Source organism: Paenibacillus sp. cl123, from assembly GCF_900101595.1.
GTDB lineage: Bacteria > Bacillota > Bacilli > Paenibacillales > NBRC-103111 > Paenibacillus_G.
In genome coordinates this window covers 335,745-359,616 of sequence record NZ_FMYY01000005.1, presented here as the reverse complement: position 1 = coordinate 359,616, position 23,872 = coordinate 335,745, and the positions used below count along the sequence as shown (strand labels likewise).

The window sequence follows — 23,872 nt, the reverse complement described above, 5'->3', positions numbered from 1 at the left end:
CGGTAGCTTTTCTTGCGAGCAGAAAGTTCCACCTCGCTTTATCGCTTTTGTGAAGGTAAACTTTCTTGACTCTAAAGAAAAGCTCCTGATCGGAGTCAATTCGAGGAAGATACATTCGTGTTTTAGCGGTAGCTTTTCTTGCGAGCAGAAAGTTCCTCCTCGCTTTATCGCTTTTGTGAAGGTAATCTTTCTTGACTCTAAAGAAAAGTTCCTGATCGGAGCCAATTCGAGGAAGATATATTCGTGTTTTAGCGGAAGGTTTACATAAATGCGCCGAACGCATGGCGGATGACGTCGCCGCGGCTGATGATGCCGACCAGTACGCCGTTTCGTTCGATCGGCAGCTTCTTGATATTACGCTCGCCCAGGATAGCCGCGATCCGGTCAATATCCGTATTCCAGGAAGCGGTGACGACCTTTTTCTTGCATACCGTCATGACGTTCAGATCCAAAATCTCGGTTACTTTCTCTTCCCATTCCCGCGGATCGCTGACGATCATGGAGAAGTACAGGAAGTCGACCACGCGATCGTTTTTTTTGCCGATAAAACGCATAATATCGCCGTCGCTCATATAGCCGACAATTTCATTGCGGTCGTTCACGACCGGAAGTCCGCTGATGCGGTGATCGATGAATTTCTCGATCACCGCCCGGACCTTGTCTTCTTGCTTGACCTTATACACCTTGCGGATCATAATGTCCTGGGCCAGCATTGCGCAAGCCTCCTGTTCTGTCAATTATACCCGAGCGGAGGATGTACCCCTCCCGGCGTCTTTCGAAGTCCGGTGAACAGCGCGCGGCCGGGGCCGAATCGGGGTTTCCGCTTGGACAGATTCACGCCTGTACCGGCCAGCCATCGCATCCTTCAGTTTATGCAAAAGCACGGAATTCATCACAGAACCGAAGATGCAATCCCGATCGTGCCCCCCCAAATTCCGCAACAGCGTCGCAGTTGCGGTCACGACGCCGAGCTGGTTCATAGGGACGGCATTTTGCGCAGCCAATATTTTGATTAGGTAGGCAACCTATTTATTTAGCTTACTCCGGTTCCTTGTCCTGATCAAGTCTTTTCCTATCGATTCCAAATCAGTTACAATACGTACAGGTGATGCCAACTATGGATGAATGGAAATATGAAAATGCCCCCCAGCTCAGAGACCTGTTCTCCCGGTTCGCCAAATCAGACTGGCGCAAGCTGACAAGATGGAGCATCAAGGCAAGCGAAGTCCGGCTCCTGCTCGCCATCAAGGAAAGCCACGGCAGCTGTTCGGATGCAGGCGGCATGACGGTATCGGATCTGAGCAAGCTGCTGCAGGTAACCTCGCCCACGGTGACACAGATGATCAACAACCTGATCAAAAACGACTATGTCATCCGATCCATCCACCCCGGCGACCGCCGGGTAGCCGAGATTACGCTGACGGACAAGGGCGAGCAGATCGCCCAAGAGGCCGGCGAGCTGTTTACGCAGCTGTTCAACGGACTGATCGATCATCTCGGCAAAGAGCAGAGCGATCAACTGATTGCTTTGCTGGAGCAAGTATTCCAATACTTCGAGCAGGTTGGCAAGGAGCAGCTGTAAGCGCCGGGGAAAAATAAGAAAAGCTCCTGATCGGAGCCGATTCGAAGAAGATACATTCGTGTTTTAGCGGTAGCTTTTCTTGCGAGCAGAAAGTTCCTCCTCGCTTTATCGCTTTTGTGAAGCTAAACTTTCTTGACTCTTAAGAAAAGCTCCTGGTCGGAGCCGATTCGAACTTCGCGACCGAAAGCCGATGCTCCATGCGGCGGCGCGTATCACATCGAAAAAACGTCCGGCCTGGTCACCGGACGTTTTCTATGCGTTTCTATACCTATTCTCCCCGCAGCTCCCCACATTCCCAAGCCGCTACCCGGTAGCCGGAGGCGATGAAGCCGGCATCCGTCTGTCGTCCCTGCCGGTATGCTTCCACAGCTCCCGATTCGACGTCGTAACGGCCGCAGCCCCGGCTTCAATCGCCCGCTCCACATCGCCTGCCGTACGGACCAAGCCCCCGGCGCAGATGGGGATGCCCGTTCGCTCGTACACCTCGGAGATCATATGAGGAATAATCCCCGGAAGCACCTCGATGAAATCCGGCTTTGTTTTTTCAAACATCGGATAGCTTTTTTCAAGCGCATTCGTATCCAGCAGGAATAACCGTTGAATGGCCAGAAGTCCGTTTTGTTTCACCTTGGCGATTACCCCGGCTCTTGTGGAAACAATGCCCGCAGGTCTGACTATCTGGCTTAAATACTCGGCCGCATATTCGTCATTTCGCAGCCCTTCGATCAGATCCGCGTGCAGAATCGGCTTCTTTTTGGCCAGCTTCACGACCGAGTTAATCTTTTCAAAGGGGGACTTCAAGTAGTAGCCGGAATTTCGTACAAAATGAGCTCTGCCGGCGGTCAAAATAGGCGACGTGAGGGGAATTTCGTACAAAATGAGCCCCGCTAGCGCTCAAAATAGGCGACGAAGGCGGAATTTCGTACAAAATGAGCCCCGCTAGCGGTCAGAATAAGCGACGTGGGCGGAATTTCGTATAAAATGAGCCCGCAGCGCACAAACAGCGCACAAAAACCCCCGCCCACATACTCAACCAGTACGCGGGCCGGAGCGCCGACCAGCCTTTACTTCAAAAACACAACGTCCTGCGCCTGCAGAACAGCATGCAGACGGGCAATATCGATATCCGCCAGGTCGCATTGCTGCTCGATCGCCAGCGATGCGGCGACTCCGGCGGATTGGCCCATCGCATAACAGGTAGCCTGCACCCGCATCGAGGACATCGCCACATGAGTCGCCGAGATGGCCCGCCCGGCGACCAGCACGCCCTCCACGCCTTCGGGCACCAGGCAGCGGTACGGGATATCGTACCCGCTGACCTTCCGCTCATCGGTTCCCGACTTGCCGTCCGGACTATGGATGTCGATCTCGTAATTCGTTTGCGCGACAACGTCGTCGAACCGGCGGCCCGAGGTCACATCCTGCTCCGTCAGCGTGTACCGGCCTACGATCTGGTTCGTCTCCCTGACGCCGACCTGTCCGGGGATATGGGTCAGCGCATAATTTTCAAACCCGTTGCGCTGCAAATAATGCGCGACGGAGAACGCCTGACGCAGCGACTCCTTCTCCGCGTAATTGATATCCTCGATCTTGGCGCCGTTGCCCTTCACCCGCGTCATATTGACGAGCAGCGTGCCCTTCTCCCCGCGCTCCCAGTACAGCTTCCGTCCTTGCGGCAGATCCGAGACATGCTCGTAGTAGTACCCGTCTTCCGGAAGATACGGCTTAACCGGCTTCCCGGTATCGGTCATCATAAACATCAGCGTCATCGGCTGGGTCAGTCCGTCGGATTCCCGCCCCGAGTGATATTTCGCCCCGGCGTCCACGGCTACCCGCGCGTCTCCCGTACAATCGAGCACAACTTCCGCTTCCACGGCGACAAGCCCTTCCCGGGTATTGACGGCGACAGCACGGGACCGGGTTAGACCGTCCCCTTGCAGTAAAGCAACGAAGCTCGCATGGTACCACACCTGCACCTGCTCCTTCTCCAGCTTCTGGTTCAAGTAATGGCGGATCACAAACGGATTGAACTGCGGCGCGATCGATTCGAGATGATGCGAAGGCAGCTTGTCGGGCAGCGTCTCCGCGATCAGCTCGCGGTAAATGCCGGTCACATTGCCCACGCCCATAAAGACACTGACGTTGCCCAGCGTGCCCATCCCGCCCAGCTGTCCGGAATGCTCCAGCAGGATCACCTTCCGGCCGCAGCGAGCTGCGGCGATAGCCGCCGCAACGCCGGCGGGTCCCCCGCCTACGACCACAATATCGGCTTTGTCGCGAACGCGAATTTCTTTGTGAAGCGCATAGGTTGACATAGGCAAAGCTCCCTCCGATTCATAACCTTATTCGTTATATCCGGTAAAACGGCTACCTGATTCCGCTTCTCCTCAAATCTCCGGTAAGCTCATATAAGCGGACAATAAACTCCCCGCGGGTAATCGGTCCCGTCGTTCCGTCCTCCCGGGCCCGGCCGGCTCCCTCGTGTGTCACCCCGCAGACGCGGGCCGCCGTACGCCACCAACGCTCCGCCATCGAGGCAGACAGAAGCGGATGCTCCTGCCAATAGGCGGCAGGATCGGCTTCGGTCTTCGGAAGCCTCGGCCCCATGTCGACTCCGGCTGGCAGCACATACGCAGATGCCGGCAGCACCGGCAGCGAGCCGCAGCCCGGCAGCGCGCGGATACGGGCGATCAGCTGCGAAGCCTCGGCGACGCTCAGCGGCTCGGCAAGCGAGGCCTTGTAGTCCGAGAAGAAGCCCTTGGTCCCGAAATATTCGGCCGCCTTGCGCGCAGGATCGGACCATTCGACATCGTCGAAGTACGTAATCCGCTGATTTTCCTCCAGCAGCTCGGCCTGGAGCGTATCGATCGGCAGGCGGCGCACCTCCGTTCCGAGCCTGACGGCCAGCTCGGCAGCTACGCCCGCTGCAAAACCAAGCTGCATCCAGCACGGCTCCATCCGGATCGTGCCGAAGCCCATATGAGTGGCGGACACGGCGACGGGAACGAGCAGGCCGTCCACTTCCTTCGGCACCATGATGCCATAAGGAATCTGGTACACCTTTGTCAGCCAGCCGAGCCCGAGGAATCCTTCCAGCGCCCGGTCGCGGCCTTCCGGCTGCCTCTTCCGCGTGGCGTGGGAATCGATGGGATAATCGCCGATCGCGATGCTGTCATGATGCACCGGGGCGCGCCCGAGTCCCGGCGCCAGACGCGCATCATTCTCCGTAAACGTATACTCGCCTTCGATTCGGCGCGCCTCCCGGACATAGATTTGCGGCGGAAAATGCCCCGTATCCGTAAATTCATCCGCGGCGTAGCCCCATGAGCGAGCTTCGCTGCGGAATGCCTCCGGCAGCTCGGCATCATGCTGCAGAAACCAGAGCAGACCTTGGATATAGTCCCGCTGCCGGGCAATAAACGCCTCCCGCACCTCCCGGGTTCCGTCGGCATAAGCCGTATTTTCCTCCGGCAAATCGGTCGAGCACATACAGTAGTGGTGATTGTTGCAATCCGTCTTGCCGTTCGGAACCGGAAGCATATTGCTTACATCCCGGATCGACCGGACCCGGCCTTCGGCCACATCGGCAACCAGACTCGCGTAATCTTCCCTGTTGTACCGCTCAGGTCTCGCCACCGGAACGAAATTATCCGGATTTTGCGTCAGGCATAAGCGGAAGTTGTATGCCTGGATCCGGTCGTCCCCTTCCCCGGTGCTGCCGGGGAACACTTCCTTGGTCGGATCGAAGGTCATATACAGCCGTCCGGCGTATTCCTCGTTCCATTCGTCGCGGGATTCGCGGCCAAGCCGGTAAGGCACGCCCGCCATCGCCGCCAGATCGCCTTCATACGTAGCGTCGATGAAGACGCCGCCCTCAATCACGAAATCGGACTCTCCCGGCCTACCCTGCAAAGTAACCCCTGTCAGCTTCCGCCGCTCCACCTTCGTCCGCTTCAGCTCGAGCAGCAGCTTCACCTCGATCAGCGGCTCCGCCGCCAGCATGTCCTTCAGGATGCTCATCGCGACGGACGGCTCGAAGAACAGCCCCTTGTTGCAAGCCTCGGCCTGCGCGGAATCCGCTCCATAAGCCGATTCGTAATGCTGCTGCACCTTGTCGGCGAACTCGCGGAACACCGCCCCGCATGCCTCGCGCGAAATCAGGTCCGTCCGCCCGAGACCGCTGGTCATCAAGCCGCCGAGATGTCCGGTTGGCTCGGCCAGCAGCGTCCTCAGCCCTCTGCGGGCCGAGGCGAGAGCGGCGCCGATCCCTCCCGGCGTCGCTCCATACACGACCACATCGTACGCAATCATCGTCTGCACGCTCCATTTCTTGTCATAGCGCTATTCGCTGCCCGCCCGGCTTTATTTTACAAGCTCAAGCTCCTTCGCGCGCTTTTGCGCTTCGTCAATGAGCAGCTTGTATTTGAAGGTGTCCTCCATCGTCTTCAGGAAAGCCGGATATTCGCTGAGCGGCCGCTTGCCATATACGAACTTGACGAGCTCCTCCTTGGCGTAACGGTCCGCATCCGCCGCATTATAGCCGGCCGGAGGCAGAATGGCGCTGTCGATGCTGTTGAGGCGCGGCAGCTTCAATGCGAACTTGATGTAAGCTTCCTCCTGCGGGAATTTCACCGTCAAATATTCTTCATTCGGACGGCCCGTCATCTGATAGTAGTGGAAGTAGTTCCCTTCCTTCGCCATCGCCTCGGTCAGCTCAATCTTCCCGTCCTTCATGTTATAATGCCTGCCTTCTATGCCATACATGACCAGGGCGTTGCCTTCCTTGCTCGATACGTAGTTCAGCAGCTCGAATATTTTTTGCAGCTTCTCCGGGTTTTTCTCCGCCGATTTCGGAATGACGTACAACCGCGAAGGTCTCTCGGCGTCAAACGCGGAGTCGTATTGTCCCCCCGGCCCTTTGGGCGGAGCTATTTGCACCCATTCGGCCTTCGGATTCACCGTTTTGTACTGCTGGATAAACTCCTGCTTGCCGATATCGGTCCAGCCCATGAACGCAATTCCGGCCTTTCCCTGAATCGCTTGGTCGCGGGCCATCGTCCCCTTGTTGGTCATCAGCTGCGGATCGACGAGATTTTCACCTATCAGGCGCTGAATATACTTCAACGCTTCCGGCATCGCCGGGTCATAGTAGGCGTTCATCAGCTTCTTGTCCTTCGTATAGAAAATCCCGCTGCCCGGCCCGCCCATCCCGTAAGCGCCGAAGATCGGGGCAAAGGTGGAAAATTCCGTTCCCGTAAAGCCGTACGTGTCTTTTTTCCCGTTGCCGTCAGGGTCCTTCTCCGTAAACGCCTTCGCTACGTCATACAGCTCCTCGAGCGTCGTCGGCTCCTTCAGATTCAAGGCATTCAGCCAGTCCTTGCGAATCCAGTAGGAGGAGAACGGCACGTCGGCAATCCGGGTGATCGCATAATACTTGCCGCCCACCATCCCCTTCTTCAGCAGGTTGGCGCCCATAAAATCCTTGGCCTGCTTCAGCTTGGAGTCGAGATGAGGGGTCAAATCGAGCAGCAGCCCTTTCTGGGCAAAATCGTTCAAGGTAACGAGATCGACCATCATCAGATCCGGCATATTGCCCGCAGCCGAGCGCACCTTCATTTGATTCAGATAGTCGTTTAATCCTTGAATCGCCGTCAGCGACACATCGATATTAAGCCGTTTGTCCAGCTCCTGCTTGATCCAGTCCTCCTGCGGAGTCGGCAGGCCGGAGCCTTCCACCGTAATGCTGATCTTGACCGGCTCTTTCTTCTCCCCTGCCTTTCCAGGGTCTCCGGACGACTCCGCAGCAGGCTCGGCTCCTCCCCCGCCGCAGCCTGCCAGCACACTGGTCGTCACAAGCACAGAGCAGCCCAACGCGATCCATGATTTTCTTTTCATCGTTATCCCTGCCTTCATCGTATATTTTGGAAGAGACCTTCATCCCGTGTTGCCTCAGCCTTTGATCGAGCCCATCAGCATCCCTTTTGTAAAATGCTTCTGCAGAAACGGATACACGATAATCATCGGCAGACTCGCCACCACGACGGCTCCCATCTGCATCGTAACCGTAGGCACCATATTCTCAGCGCTTTCCATCGTTTGCTGCGACAGCATCAGCATCTCCCGGACGACGACCTGCAGCGGAAAGAGCGTACGGTCCGTGATATACATGATCGCCTGGAAAAATTGATTCCAATGCCCCACCGCATAAAACAAGCCGATCGTCAAAACGGAAGGAAGCGAAAGCGGGACGACCAGCTGCCAGAGCACCCGAAACTCGCCCGCTCCGTCCATTCGCGCCGATTCGAACAGCTCCTCGGGCAAGCTTTCGAAGAAGCTTTTCATGATAAGCGCATTGAAGCTCCAGATCGCATTGGGCAATATAAGCGCCCATACGGTGTCGATCAGGCCCGTGCTCTTTACCACCAGGTAGGTCGGGATAATACCCCCGTTGAACAGCAGGGTGAAGACGACCATGAACAAAAACAAGCTTCGGTGCGGCAGTCCCTTGCGGCTGAGCGGATACGCCAGCAGCAGCGTCAGGAGCAGATTGACGGCCGTCCCTACGACGGTCACGAAGACGGTCACTTTCAGCGCGTTCCAGATCGTGGAGGCCCCGAGAATTTTGGCATAGGCCTGGAAGGTGATCTCCTTCGGGATGAGCACGTAACCGCCGTTTTTGAGCACCTCCGCATACGGGGTCAGCGATACCGAGATCACGTACAGAAAAGGAACGACGGCCATGAGCCCGACGAAGGCGAGAATCGTGTAGACAACCGTGTTAAACAGTTTATCTTCTATCCCTCTTACCATACGCCCTGCCCCCATCTCTTCGCCAGCGCGTTCGAAGCGAGCACCAGCACCAGGCCGATCGCCGATTTGAACAATCCGACCGCGGAGGCGAGGCTGAAGTTAAGCTGCTCGAGGCCTGTCCGGAATACCCAGGTGTCCAAAATATCGGCTACCGGATACACGTGAATGTTGTAGAAAATGTAAATTTGCTCGAAGCCCGCATCCATGATATGACCCAGCTTGAGAATCAGCAGCATGATGATCACGTGGCGGATGCCCGGCAAGGTGACATGCCAGATCATGCGCAGCCGGGAAGCCCCGTCCACCCGGGCCGCCTCGTACAGCGTCGGATCGATGCCGGTCATCGCCGCCAAGTAAATGATCGCCCCCCAGCCGAGATTTTGCCAAATCTCCGAGCCGACCAGAATCCCCCGGAACCACTCGGTTGAGGTCAGGAACGGAACCGACTGGCCTCCGTTATTGACGATCCAGTAGTTGATGAGGCCGGAGCCTTCCGACAGCAGGACGAGCGCGATGCCGTAGATGATGACCCACGACAGGAAATGCGGCATGTAGCTGAGCGTCTGCACCAGCGTCTTGAACCAGTAGATCCGGCATTCGTTCAGCAGCAGCGCCAGCGCAATCGGAGGAATGATGCCGAAGATCAGCTTGTAGATGCTGATCAGGAACGTATTCGTCAGCAGCTCGCCGAAGTAAGGCGAATCATAGAACTGTTTGAAATGCTTATACCACGGGTCCGCCCAGGGGCTGCTCATGATGCCTTCCAGAATATCGAAGTCCTTGAAGGCGATCACGACGCCGTACATCGGAGCGTAGCGGTACACGATGTAGTAGATAACGCCCGGCAGCAGCATAAGATACAGCGCCCTGAAGCGCCACAGCAGCCTGACGTGCTTGCGGAACCGGACGGACAAAGCCGGCATAGCCGCTTTCGCGCTTGCGGCTGGAGCTTCCATCGCAGCGACCTCCTTCTTCGTTTAAGTGTTGTAGCGGTTTGTACTCCTAAGATAACATTGGAATCGCTTTCGCAAAATGAACGGATTCCTGTTTCGAAGTGAACAAATTCCACTGCTTGACGAAGATAACCGCCTATCGGCCCCCCTTGCGCTCAGACGGACGAGAGACGGATGGCGCATATGCCAAGAATTGGACAATCACCGACGCTTTTACGCTTCGGAATTTCGAAAAAGCCCGACATCCATCGCTATGCTGGACATCGGGCTTGACCTTCCTTATGTCTCGAACCTGCGCCCGTATTGCTTCCGGTACTCATTCGGGGTCAGCTCGGTCCATCGCTTGAACATCTTGAAGAAATAGTTGGCATTGGCAAAGCCGACCTGCTCACCGATCTCGTTGACCGGCAGCGCCGTTTCCGTCAGCAGATGCTTCGCTTTGTCGATCCGCGTACGCTGGATGTATTGAATCAGCGGCTCACCCGTTTTTTTGGCAAATACGCCGCTCAAATACTTCTCGTCCATATTGACCTGCCGGGCCAGCGACTTCACGGTAATATTTTCTTCGAAGTGCTCGTGAATATAGAGGATCACCGCATTTACTTCCAGATGATCGGTCTTGGCAAAGCCCGTTCGCGCCTGCTCCGCCATAAACTGGAGCACGGCTTCCTTAAGCACATGCATCAGTTCGTGATGCCGGGACGCCTCCGTCAGCTTCCGCTGCAGGGGTCCGCATGCTTCGGGCGCCTGCTGCAGAACGTTGCCCGCGATCCGCAGCGCCAGCTCCTTGACCGTAAACCAGGGAGTTCCGCTTCGCTCCATTTCCTCGCCAGCCTGTCTGAGACATTCGGCGGCAGCCTCTTGCTTGCCGGCTTCGGTCCACTGATACAGCTCCATTTCCCGCTTCCAGACGAGAGCGTCCCGAACGGCCGGTTCTTCCGCAGCCGCCTCAAGCCGGAACAGCCCCGGACGCCCGCCGTACCAGTGCGGACTAAGCCGGCAGAGCGCTTGAGCCCACACGTGCGGAAACTGCTTCTCTTCCACGAAGTCCGAATAAACCGCCGGCCCGGGCAGCTCGCCGGACGATGGCGGCTGGGTTCGGAGCGGACGAAGCGACCAGCAGAAGAACGTAGTCGTTCCAAGCCGCGAATACGTATGAAGAACCGTCTCCGGGCCTTCCCTGATGCCAAACGCCTTCGCATACCAGCTGTCAGCCGGACGTTCGCCGCCATGCAGCACCGAGCACACCGCTACGTACCGGTATCGGCTTGCCTGCCAGGGCCGCAGCGGATGCTCCCTGATTTCGGCAGACTGCTTGAGCCGGGGGTGCCCCGTAAGCGTACTCCACACCGCTTCATAGCCTTGATGAAACGAAATGCCCAAGCGCTGCGATTCCTGCTTCATGAGCGCCGCCTGTACTTTGTCCAGTGTCTGATGGAGCGAGGCCGGACTCATGGAGAGCTTGAGCACATACCCGCTGGCGCCGTATTCAAGCGCCTGGCGCGCGTATTCGAACTCGTTCATGCAGGTCAGCATGACGAATAGGCCGTCAAAGCCATGCTCCTTGGCCCTCCGCAGCAGCTCCAGGCCGTCCATATTCGGCATCATAATATCGGTGATCACAAGGTCCGGCTGGAGCGTCTGAATCTGCTCCCATGCCTCCTCGCCGTCATCCGCTTCGCCGACAATTTCAAACCCCATCTGCCGCCAGTCGATGAGCTGGACGATCGTCCTTCTCACGAAAGGCTCATCCTCCACGAGCAATGTTCTCCACATTCGGCTGTCCTCCGTTTCCATAAGGCTTGGCCATCAGCAGCGGTATGCGCATCCGGACGAGCGTGCCGGTCTCAAGCCCGGTCAGCTCCAGACTGGCATCGCTTTTGAACAGCAGCTGCAGCCGCTCCGTCAAATTTTTAATGCCGATCGGCTTCCGTTTGCGCGAGGAGGGTGCTGCCGCAGCCGCCTTCTGCAGCCCGGTACCGTTATCCTCCACTTCGAGCACAAGCCGTGCGCCCGGCTGCTCCAGGATGCGGATCGTAATGACGCCTCCCGACTTCAGCTTGGCGAAGCCGTGCTGGATCGCATTTTCGACCAGCGGCTGCAGCGACAGCTTCGGCACCAGCGCATAGCCCAGAGCCTCCTCATATTCGTAACGCACCTCGAAGCGGTGATCGTAGCGGAAATTTTGGATAGCGGCATAAGCTTCCACCAGCCCCAGCTCTTCCTGCAGATGAATCAGGTCCGCCTCCGAATTCAAGCTTGTCTCGAGCAGCTTCCCGAGCGATATGCAAATATCCGCGCTGGCTTGATCCCCTTTGGCCATCGCATTCCATTTGATCGTATTCAGCGTATTCAGCAGAAAGTGCGGGTTCATCTGCTGCAGCAGCATCTGAAAGCGGATCGCCTCCCGCTGGCGTTCTTCCATCTTCAAGCGATTGACCATCCGGTTCAAATCCTTGGTCATCGTATTGAAGGTGTCCGCAATTTCCAGCATTTCCCCCTTATAATGATCGGTCGCAATGGAGGTTTGAAAGTTTTTAACGATAACTTCGGACATTTTTTTCTTAAGCAGCAGCAGCGGTCTTGTGATCGCCGACAGGATAAAGAAGGTGATAACGATAAACAACAGCGTAAACAACGCAAACGTAATCATATATTGCCGGTTCATGGCCCGGATGTCTCCGAAAAAAATTTCCAGCGGAAACTGCGCCACAATATACCAGCCGACGGAGGGAATATAGCTGCTGTTAATAATGGACGATGTAGCTGCATGCACGATATAGGTCCGGTGAGGGTCCTCCTGCTGGCGCCTGACCATGTCGCCGATATCCCGGGGAATCGAATTCGCAGGGTCGCTCATATACAGCACCTCCCCCTGCTGGTCCAGCACATAATATCCTTGTTGAATAAGAAAATGGTTCGAGTAGCTTTTCAGCCATTGACGGTAGTCGAAGCTGATGCGCAGCAGTCCCGCCGGCAGGGAGTCCGAGCCCTTTATCGGCATATACAGCACGAGCATCCGCGAGCCTCGGCTGTCCTTGAGATTGGCGTCGGTCAGCATTTCGTCGGCCCATATATAGGCCGGCTCCGTTCCCGACAACAACCGGCTGGCCGTATCCGGCGGCATTACCTGCTCATAGCCGAGGTCTCCGGCAGGCTCGTAAGAGAGGTACAGCTTTCCGTTCAAGTCGCTTAAGGCGTAATGAATCTGATCTCCTGCGGAGAAAAACTGGCTTTTCAGCGACAGAAAGGTTCGCACGACAGGGTTCTCCGGATTCGTGGCTTTAGGCGAAACGACGCTTGGCGCGCCTTGCTCGGGAGCTTCCGCCTGATGCAAAGCTGCGATGACGCCCGGCTCCTTCTCCAGCTGCAAAGCCGTCATAAGCATACTCGTCTTCAGCGCCTCGAACGCCTCTTTCATCTGATCGATTTGAACCTGGCTCTGCTCGCTGATCCGCTGCTCGTACAAGCTCTTGATCTGGATATGATTGCGCACCTGCAGCGCGAAGAAGGGCAAAATGATAAGCAGCAGGAACGCGACAAACAGCCGATTTTTCAATGAAGACGGTTTCAAAAACCGAATGATCCGAAGCAAAGGCATCCATCCTTTCGCGCCGGGCTCCAGCCGCCGCTTGCGGCAGTCCGTCCGGCCTGCTGACGGCAGCCTGCCGTAACTCCTTGCCGGGGCTGCCGGAAATCCGGTACCCTCATCATAATAAAACCGTCTGCGTTAGACAATGATTAATTGGCCGGTGGACGGGCTTAATGCTTCGATCATATAGCTTCCTGTGTCATCACTACCTTTACCATTTCGTTGTAAAATTTCTCCGTAAAGAAATACCCGAGCTCGCTAAGCTTGACGCCCCTATGAGTTGGTAATAAGTGATTGAAAGTCGTGAAATCTTCCTCGCTGGCTATGTCATAAACGATACATTGCTCCAAAGCTTCGTCAATAGAAGCGTAATTTCCCAATGGAAATGTAAGAACTTCACAGGGTTCTTTTGCTTTTTTCGATGTGAGCATGACATACAAGCAATCGTTTTTCTTAAGATAATGGATATTCTCCATGAATCTGCACCACCTGCGGATAAATAGTGTACTTGCGCATTGAAATTCTACCATATATTGCCACAAACGCCAAACAGCCGAACCCCTCCATCTGGAGGGGTTCGGCTGGCTATCGTTTAACTTTTAGTTCTCTTAGACAAAGGCTCTGGGGGAAACGTACACATAACGCTCCGCTCTCGCCATCACATGGCATTTCTGCCAGGGCGTACGTTCATACAGCTCCTGCACGAAATAGCCGGGCTTCTCGCTATTGCCCGCGAATCCGTCATAATGCAGGGGAATGACCGTCTCGATCTGCGCGGCTGACGCCAGCTCCGCCGCTTCGCGGTAGTTCATGTTCCCGATCAGCCCGCGCTCGCCCCGGAAGTAATCTCTCCCGTTAATCGGCAGCAGGCCTACATCGATCTGCTCCTCCCGCAGCAAGTCCGCAAGTCCGGGATATACGGTCGTATCCCCGGCATGATACAGCTTCACTCCGTTCAGCTCGATCAAATAGCCGACATACCGGTGCTCCCGCTCGCTGCCCGTCGTCCGCAAAGCTTCATGGGCGGCGGGCACGGGCTTGATGCGTACGCCTTCGCCCCCTGCACTCTGCAGCTCGATCCACTCCCCGGTCAACGCATCCACGATGCGTTCAGCCGGAATGCCGCATTCCGATTCGAGAATCGGCCGGCAGACAGCCGGCGCCATAAACACCGCCTGCGGACATTGCGCCGCAATCGCGCTCAAGGTCCAGGGGTCCAGATGATCCTCATGCTCGTGAGTAATCAGGACGAGGTCGGCCGCCGTAATATCCTCCGGCTTGAGCAGGGAAGGATACCATCGCTTTACCCCCTGCTGACGCTCCAGATAGTCGGAGTAAAAAGGATCGACATGAATGACGGTCTCCCGTCCCTTCAGCGCGACGCTGGCCTGTCCGAAAAACCAGATGGCCGAGCAGCCGTTCGGCGGGGCGCTGCTTCTTATCTCGTCAATCAAGCTGTCCGGCGTGCGGGCCGGGCCGTTATGATCAAGCGCCATAGTCTACCTCCATCCTGCGATCCTTATTTAACCGGACCGTTAAAGATCGCCTTGATCTTCTCCAGAGGCGCCTTCGGCACCCGGTCATAGGTCAGCAGGCCGTTAATTTCCTGCTCTACGTCGGTGAGCTGGGTGTAGCAGATGCCCTGAACATGCGGCGACAGCAGGAACGGCTCCACGACATCGGCCAGCTTTTTCAGGAAATCCTCTTCATTTTCCGCGCCGGAGTATCCCCAGCCCTCCCAGTCGCTTTTCTTGAACGCGATGCCGCCAAATTCGGTCACGAGGATCGGCTGTCCTTCATAGGCCGTGCCTCCGACAAGCACCTCGCGGCGATGAGGCTTTTTGCCGAGCGTAGCTTCCAGCGTAGCGTAGCGCTCTTCCAGATCTTCCCGTTTCCAGGCATAGTCGTGGATTGTAAGCAGGTCGGTGCTCATGCTCTCCCAGCCGTCATTGGATACAACCGGACGGGTGTCGTCAAGCGACTTGGTCATGTGGTACATAGCCAGCGCATGCTGCTGCTGGCGCTTGTCGATGAGGATGTTCGGCACGCCCCAGCTTTCGTTGATCGGCACCCAGACGACGAGCGATGGATGATTATAATCGCGTTCCATCGCTTCCTGCCATTCGGTCGTCACACGACGTACGTATTCTTCGGAATATTGATAGGCGTTCGCCATCTCGCCCCATACCAGATAACCCAGCTTATCCGCCCAATAAAGGAACCGCGGGTCCTCGATCTTCTGATGCTTGCGCGCCCCGTTGAAGCCCATTTCCTTCGCGAGCTCGATATCCCGTTTCAGCGCTTCATCCGTCGGCGCGGTCAGGATGCCGTCAGGGAAATAGCCTTGGTCAAGGACTAGCCGCATGAAATACACCCGGTTGTTCAGCATGACCTTGCCCGCCTCGATGGAAATTTTCCGCATGCCGAAGTAGCTCTCCAAGGTGTCGACCTCTTGACCGTCCACCAGCAAAGTCACGGTCACATCGTACAGATTCGGCTTATGCGGCGACCACCAGCGGCCGAGGCCATGATCGTTGAAGTCATGCAGACTGATCGTTCTGGCTTCTTCGGCGTGATGCGCGCTGAACGTCGTGCTGGCAAAGTATTCATCCTTAAAGCGGACGTCCACCCGCACCTCGGCCTGGCAGCCGACTGGCGCCTGGCTCAGGAACGTGCGGACCTGAATTTCATTCCGATCGATATCCGGCTTGAACTTCAGCTTCTGAATATGCAGCTTGTTCACCGGCTCGATCCAGACCGTCTGCCAGATGCCCGTAGTTCTTGTATAGAAGATGGAGGCCGAATCCGGCTTCCAATACTGCTTCCCGCGCGGAAGCGTCACATCGCGGCTGAAATCCTCGGCGCGTACGACCAGCACATTTTCACCCGGCTTAAGCGCCCGTGTAATATCCGCCTGGAACGGCGTATGTCCGCCCTCATGGAAAGCGACCTGCTGCCCGTTCACCCAAACCGTCGCCGCATAATCGACAGCGCCGAAGTGCAGCACGATGTTGGAGCCGGACCAATCTGCCGGAATCGTGAAGCTGCGCCTGTACCAGACCAGGTCGTGAAAATCCGTTTCTCCGATTCCGCTCAGCGCGCTTTGGTAAGCGAATGGAACTTGGATCGTTTTCGTAAACGCGGCGTTCCCCGCTCCCCACTGCTTGTCGTCCCCGATACGTTCATCGTCAAACTCAAACTCCCAGGTTCCGTTCAAATTAAGCCACTGCTCTCTAACGAGCTGCGGGCGAGGATATTCGGGTCTTGCAACGGTTTGACTCATGTCGCGATGCCTCCATTTAATTAATATAATAATTAACTTAATGATGTATCTGTTAATCATAATAAAACTATGCTTTGTTTATGTCAATCCAAAAGTTGATTATTTAACAAACGGGTTATATAATCAGATCAGACCGGTTAGGAGTGTTTAGTGATGAAACTTGATGTGACGACTAAAAATATGAACGTGCTGGAATGCTTTTCTTCGGAAACCCGGGTGCGAATCATCGAGCTGCTCAATGGGGGGCCTTATAATATCGGAGAGCTGGCGGAGGCGCTTGGCTTGTCCTCCGCTATCATTACGAAGCATATTCAGAAGCTGGAGGAAGCCGGGATCGTCTCTACGGAGAGTATGGTCGGCAAGCGCGGAACGCAGAAGCGCTGCTCCTTGAATATGGACGAGCTGGTGCTCGTGCTGCGCACCGCTCCGGTTCTGGAGAAGAGCCCGGATACGACCCGCTATACGGTAGATATCCCGGTCGGGCAGTACATCCGGTACCAGGTTCAGCCTACCTGCGGCTTGGCCTCCCCGGAGAAGCGCATCGGTATGATGGACGACCCGCGTTATTTCGATGATCCCGAGCATACGCAGGCTGAGCATCTATGGTTCGCCAGCGGCTTCGTCGAATACCGGATTCCGAATTATCTGGTCGGCAGGGCGGAAGCCTCCAGCATGACGATCTCGCTGGAGCTCTGCTCGGAAGCGCCACAGTATAACGAGAATTGGCCGTCGGATATTACTTTCTCCGTTAATGATACGGATGTGGCCACCTGGACCTGCCCGGGAGATTTCGGCAGCAGACGCGGCGTGTATACGCCCTCCTGGTGGAATGATACCCAGTACGGGCTTCAAAAGACGATCTCCATCACCCAAGAGGGCACCTTCATCGACGGAATCCGGTTCTCGGACGTTGCCATCGGCCAGCTCGGCATCCGGGCAGGACAAGAGCTTCGCTTCCGCATCGCCTGTCCGGAGACGGCCGCCCATTGCGGAGGCGTAAGCCTGTTCGGCAAAGGCTTCGGCAACTATCCGCAGGATATCCGGGTCACGATCGCGTTGTAGAGCTAGAGCTTGTGCAGACGTCCTCTGCCCAGGCTTTATTTTTGCCCCCGGAACAGGGCCGGAGACATGCGGCAATAATTTTTGAACGCCCTCGTGAATGAAAATAAACTCGGATAGCCGAGTGACAGCGCAATCTCGGTGACGGCCGCATCGGTTTCCCGGAGCAGCTGCTTTGCTTTTTCCATCCGGATTTTCTGCAGATAGCCAAGCGGAGACAGCCCGACCTCGCGGGTAAACACACTGGAAAAATAGGATCGGTGTACGCCCGCATAGGCCGCCACCTGCTGAACGGATACGCCTTCCGCGGCATGCAGCTCCATAAAGTCGATGCATGACCGAATCCAGCCGGCGGGCTCGGTCTCTGGCTTCGGGGCAAGCTCCGGCGTCATGCGGGCGAACAAGGCAAGCAGCAAGCTCTGCAGCTCCAGGGAAACGCCGGGTTTCCAGCTGGCGGCCTGCCCCATCAACCCGTGCATCTGCGCTATGATCTCCCCTATCCCCGCATAATCGACCTGCTGTCTGTACGGAGCCTCCGGCGACAGGCCCGCCAACTGCAGCAGCTCCCTGACCCTCGGTCCATCCAGCGCGATCCAGCTGAAGCGCAGCGGCGCGGCCAAAGCGGCAATCGAGTAGTGGTAGGTCAAGCCCGGAAATAAACAAAACAGATGTCCGGCCCCGACACGGGCGCGCCTGCCTTGAAACTCCAGCCAGATCTCCCCCTCCTGAACCAGATGAAGGCTATAGCAATCGATTCGTTTCGGCCCTACCTTATAATTCGGCTTCGCTATACTGCGGCCTCCGCGGATCGGCCATAGCTGACCGGCTTTGTCCAGCTCCCGCGGCGTGTAGTAAATAAAGTCCGCATACTCATACTCGTATTCCTCCATCTCTGCCCCTCCCACCTGACAAAATGATAATAACCGTACAACAATATGCTATATGTTTCTTCCGCTATTTCTAATATTATCATAGCAGGAGGCGATTTCTCACGATGAATAAACCTAACATATTGTTAATTACAAGCGATCAACAGCATTGGAATACGATCGGGGCCTTCAACCCTGAAGTCCAAACGCCAAATCTCGACCGCCTGGTGCGCGAGGGCACGACGTTCACCCGGGCTTATTGCCCGAATCCTACATGTACGCCCAGCCGGGCTTCCATCATCACCGGCATGTATCCGAGCCAGCATGGCGCTTGGACACTCGGCACCAAGCTGCTCGAAGACCGTCATACGGTCGGCGAGGACTTTAAAGCAGCGGGATATTCCACCTCCCTGATCGGCAAAGCCCATTTCCAGCCGTTGAAGTCAACGCCCGAATATCCTTCTGTGGAAGCGTACCCTATTTTGCAGGATCTGGATTACTGGAGAACGTTCGATGAACCGTTCTACGGCTTCGATCATGTCGAGCTCGCACGAAATCATACGAATGAAGCCCATGTCGGGCAGCATTATGCGTTATGGCTGGAGGAGCAGGGATGTGCGAACTGGCGGGATTATTTCCTCGCCCCTACCGGCACGATGGACCCGGCCCTTACCTACACCTGGCCGATTCCGGAGAAATATCACTACAACACCTGGATTGCGGAACGCACAAACGCTCTGCTCACGGAGCATAAGAAATCCGGCGAGCCGTTTTTTATGTGGTCGAGCTTCTTTGACCCTCATCCGGAATATTTGGTGCCGGAGCCATGGGATACCATGTACGATCCGGATTCCTTGACCATACCGGAGATGGTGCCCGGGGAGCATGATCAGAATCCGCCTCATTTCGGCAAAACGCAGGAGGAGCAGCCGGACTTCAGCGACCTGCAGGAAACAGGGTTTGGCATACACGGGTACCGTTCTCATCATTATTATGAGTACGGAACGAAATTCCGGCTCACGGATGCCGACAAAAAAAAGCTGGTAGCCGTTTATTACGGCATGATCAGCATGATGGACAAATATATCGGCCGCATCCTGGACAAGCTCGACGAACTGGGTCTTGCGGATAACACCATCGTCGTCTTCACGACGGATCATGGGCATTTCTTCGGGCAGCACGGCTTGCAGGCCAAGGGCGGCTTTCATTACGAGGATTTGATCAAGCTTCCTTTCCTTGTCCGCTACCCCGGCCATGTTCCTGCCGGACATGTGTCGGACGCGATGCAATCGCTCGTCGATCTGGCGCCGACGTTCTTGTCGTTCTGCGGGCTTCCTGTTCCTCCTGCGATGACCGGCGTCGATCAGCGGGACGTATGGACCGGGCGGGCAAGCCGGGCGCGGGATCACGCCATCTGCGAGTTCCGCCATGAGCCTACGACGATCCACCAGAAAACTTACGTAGACGAGCGGTATAAGATAACCGTTTATTACAATCAGACCTATGGCGAGCTGTTCGATCTGCAGGAGGACCCCGGCGAGCTTCGCAACTTATGGAACGACCCCGGCGCTTCCGCCCTGAAGTCCGAGCTGCTGCTCAAATACATCTGGGCGGAGCTGGGCAAAGAGCCGCTGCCGATGCCCCGTATTCATCACGCGTAGAAAGTAACGGATGCACAGAGGGCGGGGCTTTCTCCCCGCATCGCAAATAAGGTCGAGCCAGGGCTTCCACTTGCCCCTGAGCTCGACCTTTTTGGTGCATGGCTTATCCGCTTAGGCACATCCAGCGCACGGTTCGTGCTTGTAAGCCTACTGCGACAGCTCCAGCGCGTACACCGATGACGCCTTCAGCTCCAGTGTCGCTTTCCCTTGGGAGACAGGCACCTCCCGCTCCGTGCATACGACAGCTTCCGGCTGCTGCGGACTATTGATCGCTTCATAATCGTCCGCCGTGATCTCGAACAACCGGGCGGCGCCCGATCCGGCAAAGCCGTCCAGCTCCACCTCCGTCAAGACAGGCTCCAGGCTGCGGTTTACGATAAATACCGTCAGCTTGTCGCCGCTCGCACTCCGGCTGGCCACAACATCGAGCTCCGGCAGCTCATCCAGCTTGACGGAGGCCGGCACCGCGCTGTTCACCTGGAACGTGCCGCTTTCGGTGCGGCATTCCACCAGATGGCCCAGATCGCGGTTGGCGTACAGCTTCATGACATGATAAGTCGGTGTGCCGTATACGCCCAGCGACTTCCCGCTCCAGCCCTTCGCTTTACCGCGGAACTGATCGGCATAGAAGTCGCCTACCCGGATGCAGCCGCCCAGCCAGCCGTTCACCAGATCAGAGAAGCTGCCGATCTCCACCAGGTCGGCGTTGCGGATCATTTCATTCAGATTCGCCGCATTCGCCACAGCCGCTTCGAGCGTATGCTCATGGGGAAGCCCTTTGCGAATGGTATTCGGACTGTACATCGTATTATATTCGGTAATAGCTACTTTCAGATGGGAATACCGGGAATCAGAACCAAGCAGCTCCCTGACCTGCCGCATCGACTCCCGGGTCCATTCGGGAAACGATACGATCGCTTTATACCGCTCGTCCTTCGGCGTCCGCTCATTCATCCCGAAGCGCGGATAACCGTGATACAGATGCAGGGTCAAATAATCGGCATATTCGGCGGTCCGTTCGACGACGGTCCGGTTCCATGCCATGTTGACATCTCCGCAGGCCATCAGCTTGATGCCGGGGTCCGTCGCCTTCATGGCCCGGGCAAACTGCACGTAACGCTCGGCAAACTGCTCGGCGCTGCAATGACCGACCTGCCACGGCCCCCATACCTCATTGCCGATCTCCCAATACTTCACCCCATACGGCTCGGCGTGGCCGCTCTCGGCCCGCAGCTGGCCCATCGGCGTATCGGCGGACCCGTTGCAGTATTCCACCCACTGGGCCGCTTCCTCCGGCGTTCCCGAGCCGTCGTTGACGCAGATCAGCGGTTCGACGTTCAGCTCCCGGCAGAACCGGATAAATTCATCCGTGCCGAAATATTTATTCGTCCACCCGCCCCATGCTTCATTTACCACGCAGGGCCGCTCATACACGGGACCGACCGCCTGCCGCCAATGATAAGCGCTGATATAATTGCCCGCCAGCCGCATCATCCCGGCGTTCAGCTCCCGGGTCAGCTCCATGACCTCCGAACGGACATAACCGGCGCTGTCCGAGGGCAGCAGCGAGACATGATCCAGCCACAGCATCCCCGTGGAGACGTGATCAAGCCAGCGCTCATGGTCCGTCGGCACATACAGCCGGAACTCCGCCTGCTCGCAGTCCCGCTCCAGCGCGATACGCGACTCATAGTGCGCCCACGTATGCCCGGACGACAACGGGATGCGCGCCGAACCGAGCACCTCTCCGCTCGCCTTGTCCGCAATCTCGGCGACCAGCCACTTGATCTCCACGGAAGCTCTCGCGTACAGCGCCAAGGCATAACCCGCCGGGTCCCGCTTTACCGAGATCGGCTGGCAGATGCCCGCATAAGCCTCGTCATCGCTGAAGATCCGGATCATCTGGCTGTGGCCGGAGTGATAGGCGGCGGCCGGTTCCAGTCCATAGACGGTGCTTTTCCCGTTCGTATAAGCACGCCAGCCTCCCGACAGCCCCCGGTACGCCTGGTCCGTGCTTTCAAAATCCATATCCGCCAGCGGATGAGCCAGCATAGCTTCCATATGATCGCGGATGTCCTCCACAAAATGCCCGAACAAGTAAGGATTTATCCGGTCTTTACCAACTTGATTCGCATTTACCTGAATCCTGGCCTTAACTTGCAGCATGAACGATCTCTTCCTTCCCTTATCCTTTTAAAGAGCCGATCATCACGCCTTTGACAAAATGACGCTGCACAAACGGATACATCACCAGCACCGGCAAACTGGAAATAATGATGACCGCATACTTGATGCTTTCGGCGAGCAGTACCTTGGACTCCATCCCGACGTTGCTGTCCACCGCGTCCGCTTGGCTGACCATCAGCACTTCGCGCAGCACGAGCTGCAGCGGATACAGGTCCTTCGTACGGATATAGATCAGCGCATTGAAGTAGGAATTCCAGTGGCCAACCGCGTAGAACAGCACCATCACCGCCAAAATCGGCTTGGACAGCGGCAGGATGACATGGGTCAGCAGCTTCCAGTTCGAGCAGCCGTCGATATGGGCCGCCTCCTGAATCTCCCAAGGAATGCTGGACTGAAAATACGTTCTCATCACAATCAAATTATAGGTGGCAATCGCGCCTGGGATAATCAGCGCCCACATCGTGTCGACCATGCCCAAATTTTTGACAAGCAGATACGACGGAATCAGTCCTCCGCTGAAAAACATCGTCAGCGTGATCACAAACATCAGGATGCCCCGGGCGGGCAGGTCCGGCCTGGAGAGCGGATAAGCCGCCAGTGTCGTCATCAGTACATTGACCGCCGTACCGATAATCGTATACACCAGGGTGTTCCGGTATCCGTTCCAGATTTGGCCGTTCTGAAAGACGTTCTGGTAAGCATCCAGCGTAATGCCCTTGGGCAGCAGAAACACTTCACCGTTCAACACCCGGGCAGGGTCGCTGAACGAGGCGCTTACGATAAAGAGCAGCGGATACAGCACGACGACGACGATAAGGATGGCCAGGATGTTGACGACGGTGTCGAACACCCGCTCATCCGACTTTCCGCTCTTGTAAGTTAGTTCCTTCCTCATATTGCCTCTCCTCACCATAAGCTTGTTTCGGCTTTCTTGCGGGCAAAGCGGTTGACCAGAATCAGCAGCACCAAGTTAACGGCGGAGTTGAATAAGCCAATGGCAGCCGTATAGCTGTACTCCCCCTTAAGAATGCCTGTCGTATAGACGAAGGTGGAGATGACGTCGCTGGATTCGATGTTCAGGTTGTTTTGCATCAGCAAAATTTTCTCAAAGCCGACATTCATGAAGTGCCCGACATCCAGAATCAGCAAAATGACGACAACGGGAAGAATGCCCGGAAGTGATACATGCCAGATGCGGCGCAGCCGGCTCGCTCCATCCATCTTGGCCGCTTCATACAGCTGGGGATTGACTCCGCTCAGAGCCGCAATATAGATGATCGATTGCCAGCCCATGTTTTGCCAGATGTTGGATCCGATAAAAATCGACTTGAACCAGGCCGCCGAATCCAGGAACCGCACCGGTTCTCCGCCGAACATCTCGATGACGGTATTGACAGGACCTCCGCGCGGAGACAGAAACAGCATCAGCATACCCACCATGACGACTACGGAAATAAAATGGGGGATGTAGGTGATGTTCTGCACGACCTTGCTGAACGCCTTGCTGCGGATTTCATTGATCAGCAAAGCGAGCAAGATCGGAATAGGAAAGGCAAACAACAAGGAAAACAAGTTAATCGATACGGTATTCCAGAGCAGTCTCCAGAAATAATAAGAATCGACAAATCGTATGAAATGATCAAACCCTACCCACGGACTGCCGACAATTCCTTTGGCCGGGTTAAAGTTTTTGAACGCGATCTGCAGCCCGTACAGCGGTCCGTAGTGAAACACGAGATACCATGCGACCGGGATAAGCAGCATTAAGTAGAGATCGTATCGGCTTGCCATCGATCTCAGCAGGCTGGAGCGTCTAGACCTCGGCCTAGACGCAGCGCCTGCGGATTGTGCCGTGACTTTCATGTACAGCCCTCCA

General features: G+C 56.2%; 19 protein-coding genes. 3 read left to right on the top strand and 16 right to left on the bottom strand.

The window, feature by feature from the left end; all coding sequences use genetic code 11:
• Positions 1-260 precede the first annotated feature (260 nt).
• Complete coding sequence (locus BLR08_RS12135; protein ID WP_072329250.1) at positions 261-713, bottom strand: CBS domain-containing protein; 453 nt, start codon at positions 711-713, stop codon at positions 261-263.
• Between the two features lie 404 nt (positions 714-1,117).
• On the opposite strand from BLR08_RS12135, the gene BLR08_RS12130 reads away from it, so the two are divergent.
• Positions 1,118-1,582 carry a MarR family winged helix-turn-helix transcriptional regulator gene (locus tag BLR08_RS12130; RefSeq protein WP_072329251.1) on the top strand — a complete coding sequence of 155 codons (465 nt, stop codon included), beginning with the start codon at positions 1,118-1,120 and terminating at the stop codon, positions 1,580-1,582.
• A 303-nt stretch (positions 1,583-1,885) separates the two neighbouring features.
• On the opposite strand, the gene BLR08_RS12125 is transcribed toward BLR08_RS12130, so the two are convergent.
• The 11 genes from BLR08_RS12125 to BLR08_RS12075 all read right to left on the bottom strand — a co-directional run bounded on the left by BLR08_RS12125 (position 1,886) and on the right by BLR08_RS12075 (position 16,220).
• Complete coding sequence (locus BLR08_RS12125; RefSeq protein WP_371117253.1) at positions 1,886-2,449, bottom strand: glycerol-3-phosphate responsive antiterminator; 564 nt, start codon at positions 2,447-2,449, stop codon at positions 1,886-1,888.
• A gap of 197 nt (positions 2,450-2,646) precedes the next feature.
• A complete protein-coding gene (locus BLR08_RS12120; RefSeq protein WP_072329253.1) occupies positions 2,647-3,897 on the bottom strand; it encodes an FAD-dependent oxidoreductase in 1,251 nt (416 codons plus the stop codon).
• Between the two features lie 52 nt (positions 3,898-3,949).
• Entirely contained in the window at positions 3,950-5,893 is a 1,944-nt protein-coding gene (locus tag BLR08_RS12115; RefSeq protein WP_072329254.1) for an FAD-dependent oxidoreductase, read from the bottom strand.
• Between the two features lie 51 nt (positions 5,894-5,944).
• A complete protein-coding gene (locus BLR08_RS12110) occupies positions 5,945-7,477 on the bottom strand; it encodes an extracellular solute-binding protein (RefSeq protein ID WP_072329255.1) in 1,533 nt (510 codons plus the stop codon).
• 54 nt (positions 7,478-7,531) lie between these two features.
• Entirely contained in the window at positions 7,532-8,392 is an 861-nt protein-coding gene (locus BLR08_RS12105; protein ID WP_072329256.1) for a carbohydrate ABC transporter permease, read from the bottom strand.
• The gene (locus BLR08_RS12100) at positions 8,386-9,315 is read right to left on the bottom strand and encodes an ABC transporter permease (protein WP_072329467.1); all 930 of its coding nucleotides are present in this window, start codon (positions 9,313-9,315) and stop codon (positions 8,386-8,388) included. The genes BLR08_RS12105 and BLR08_RS12100 overlap by 7 nt, the downstream gene beginning before the upstream one ends.
• A 309-nt stretch (positions 9,316-9,624) precedes the next feature.
• Positions 9,625-11,121 carry a response regulator transcription factor gene (locus BLR08_RS12095; RefSeq protein WP_072329257.1) on the bottom strand — a complete coding sequence of 499 codons (1,497 nt, stop codon included), beginning with the start codon at positions 11,119-11,121 and terminating at the stop codon, positions 9,625-9,627.
• Positions 11,093-12,940 (bottom strand): cache domain-containing sensor histidine kinase, encoded by a 1,848-nt coding sequence (locus BLR08_RS12090; RefSeq protein ID WP_072329258.1) that lies wholly within the window; start codon positions 12,938-12,940, stop codon positions 11,093-11,095. The genes BLR08_RS12095 and BLR08_RS12090 overlap by 29 nt, the downstream gene beginning before the upstream one ends.
• A gap of 179 nt (positions 12,941-13,119) precedes the next feature.
• Positions 13,120-13,413 (bottom strand): hypothetical protein, encoded by a 294-nt coding sequence (locus BLR08_RS12085; RefSeq protein WP_072329259.1) that lies wholly within the window; start codon positions 13,411-13,413, stop codon positions 13,120-13,122.
• Between the two features lie 132 nt (positions 13,414-13,545).
• Positions 13,546-14,433 carry an MBL fold metallo-hydrolase gene (locus BLR08_RS12080; protein WP_072329260.1) on the bottom strand — a complete coding sequence of 296 codons (888 nt, stop codon included), beginning with the start codon at positions 14,431-14,433 and terminating at the stop codon, positions 13,546-13,548.
• 23 nt (positions 14,434-14,456) lie between these two features.
• Positions 14,457-16,220: a glycoside hydrolase family 2 protein gene (locus BLR08_RS12075; RefSeq protein WP_072329261.1), complete on the bottom strand. Its 1,764-nt coding sequence runs from the start codon at positions 16,218-16,220 to the stop codon at positions 14,457-14,459.
• Positions 16,221-16,373: 153 nt separating this feature from the next.
• Here BLR08_RS12075 and BLR08_RS12070 point away from each other — a divergent pair, with 153 nt between their 5' ends.
• Positions 16,374-17,282, top strand: coding sequence for an ArsR/SmtB family transcription factor (locus BLR08_RS12070; RefSeq protein WP_072329262.1), 909 nt, complete (start codon positions 16,374-16,376; stop codon positions 17,280-17,282).
• A gap of 35 nt (positions 17,283-17,317) precedes the next feature.
• On the opposite strand, the gene BLR08_RS12065 is transcribed toward BLR08_RS12070, so the two are convergent.
• Positions 17,318-18,169 carry a helix-turn-helix transcriptional regulator gene (locus BLR08_RS12065; protein WP_072329263.1) on the bottom strand — a complete coding sequence of 284 codons (852 nt, stop codon included), beginning with the start codon at positions 18,167-18,169 and terminating at the stop codon, positions 17,318-17,320.
• A 104-nt stretch (positions 18,170-18,273) separates the two neighbouring features.
• Between BLR08_RS12065 and BLR08_RS12060 the strand changes: the two genes are divergently transcribed.
• Entirely contained in the window at positions 18,274-19,809 is a 1,536-nt protein-coding gene (locus tag BLR08_RS12060) for a sulfatase family protein (protein ID WP_072329264.1), read from the top strand.
• A 147-nt stretch (positions 19,810-19,956) separates the two neighbouring features.
• On the opposite strand, the gene BLR08_RS12055 is transcribed toward BLR08_RS12060, so the two are convergent.
• The 3 genes from BLR08_RS12055 to BLR08_RS12045 are packed head-to-tail and all read right to left on the bottom strand — an operon-like array spanning position 19,957 to position 23,859.
• Positions 19,957-21,975, bottom strand: coding sequence for an alpha-L-arabinofuranosidase C-terminal domain-containing protein (locus BLR08_RS12055; RefSeq protein ID WP_072329265.1), 2,019 nt, complete (start codon positions 21,973-21,975; stop codon positions 19,957-19,959).
• Positions 21,976-21,994: 19 nt separating this feature from the next.
• Positions 21,995-22,891, bottom strand: a complete 897-nt coding sequence (locus tag BLR08_RS12050) for a carbohydrate ABC transporter permease (RefSeq protein WP_072329266.1) — start codon at positions 22,889-22,891, stop codon at positions 21,995-21,997.
• 11 nt (positions 22,892-22,902) lie between these two features.
• Positions 22,903-23,859 carry an ABC transporter permease gene (locus BLR08_RS12045; RefSeq protein ID WP_072329267.1) on the bottom strand — a complete coding sequence of 319 codons (957 nt, stop codon included), beginning with the start codon at positions 23,857-23,859 and terminating at the stop codon, positions 22,903-22,905.
• Between the last annotated feature and the right edge of the window lie 13 nt (positions 23,860-23,872).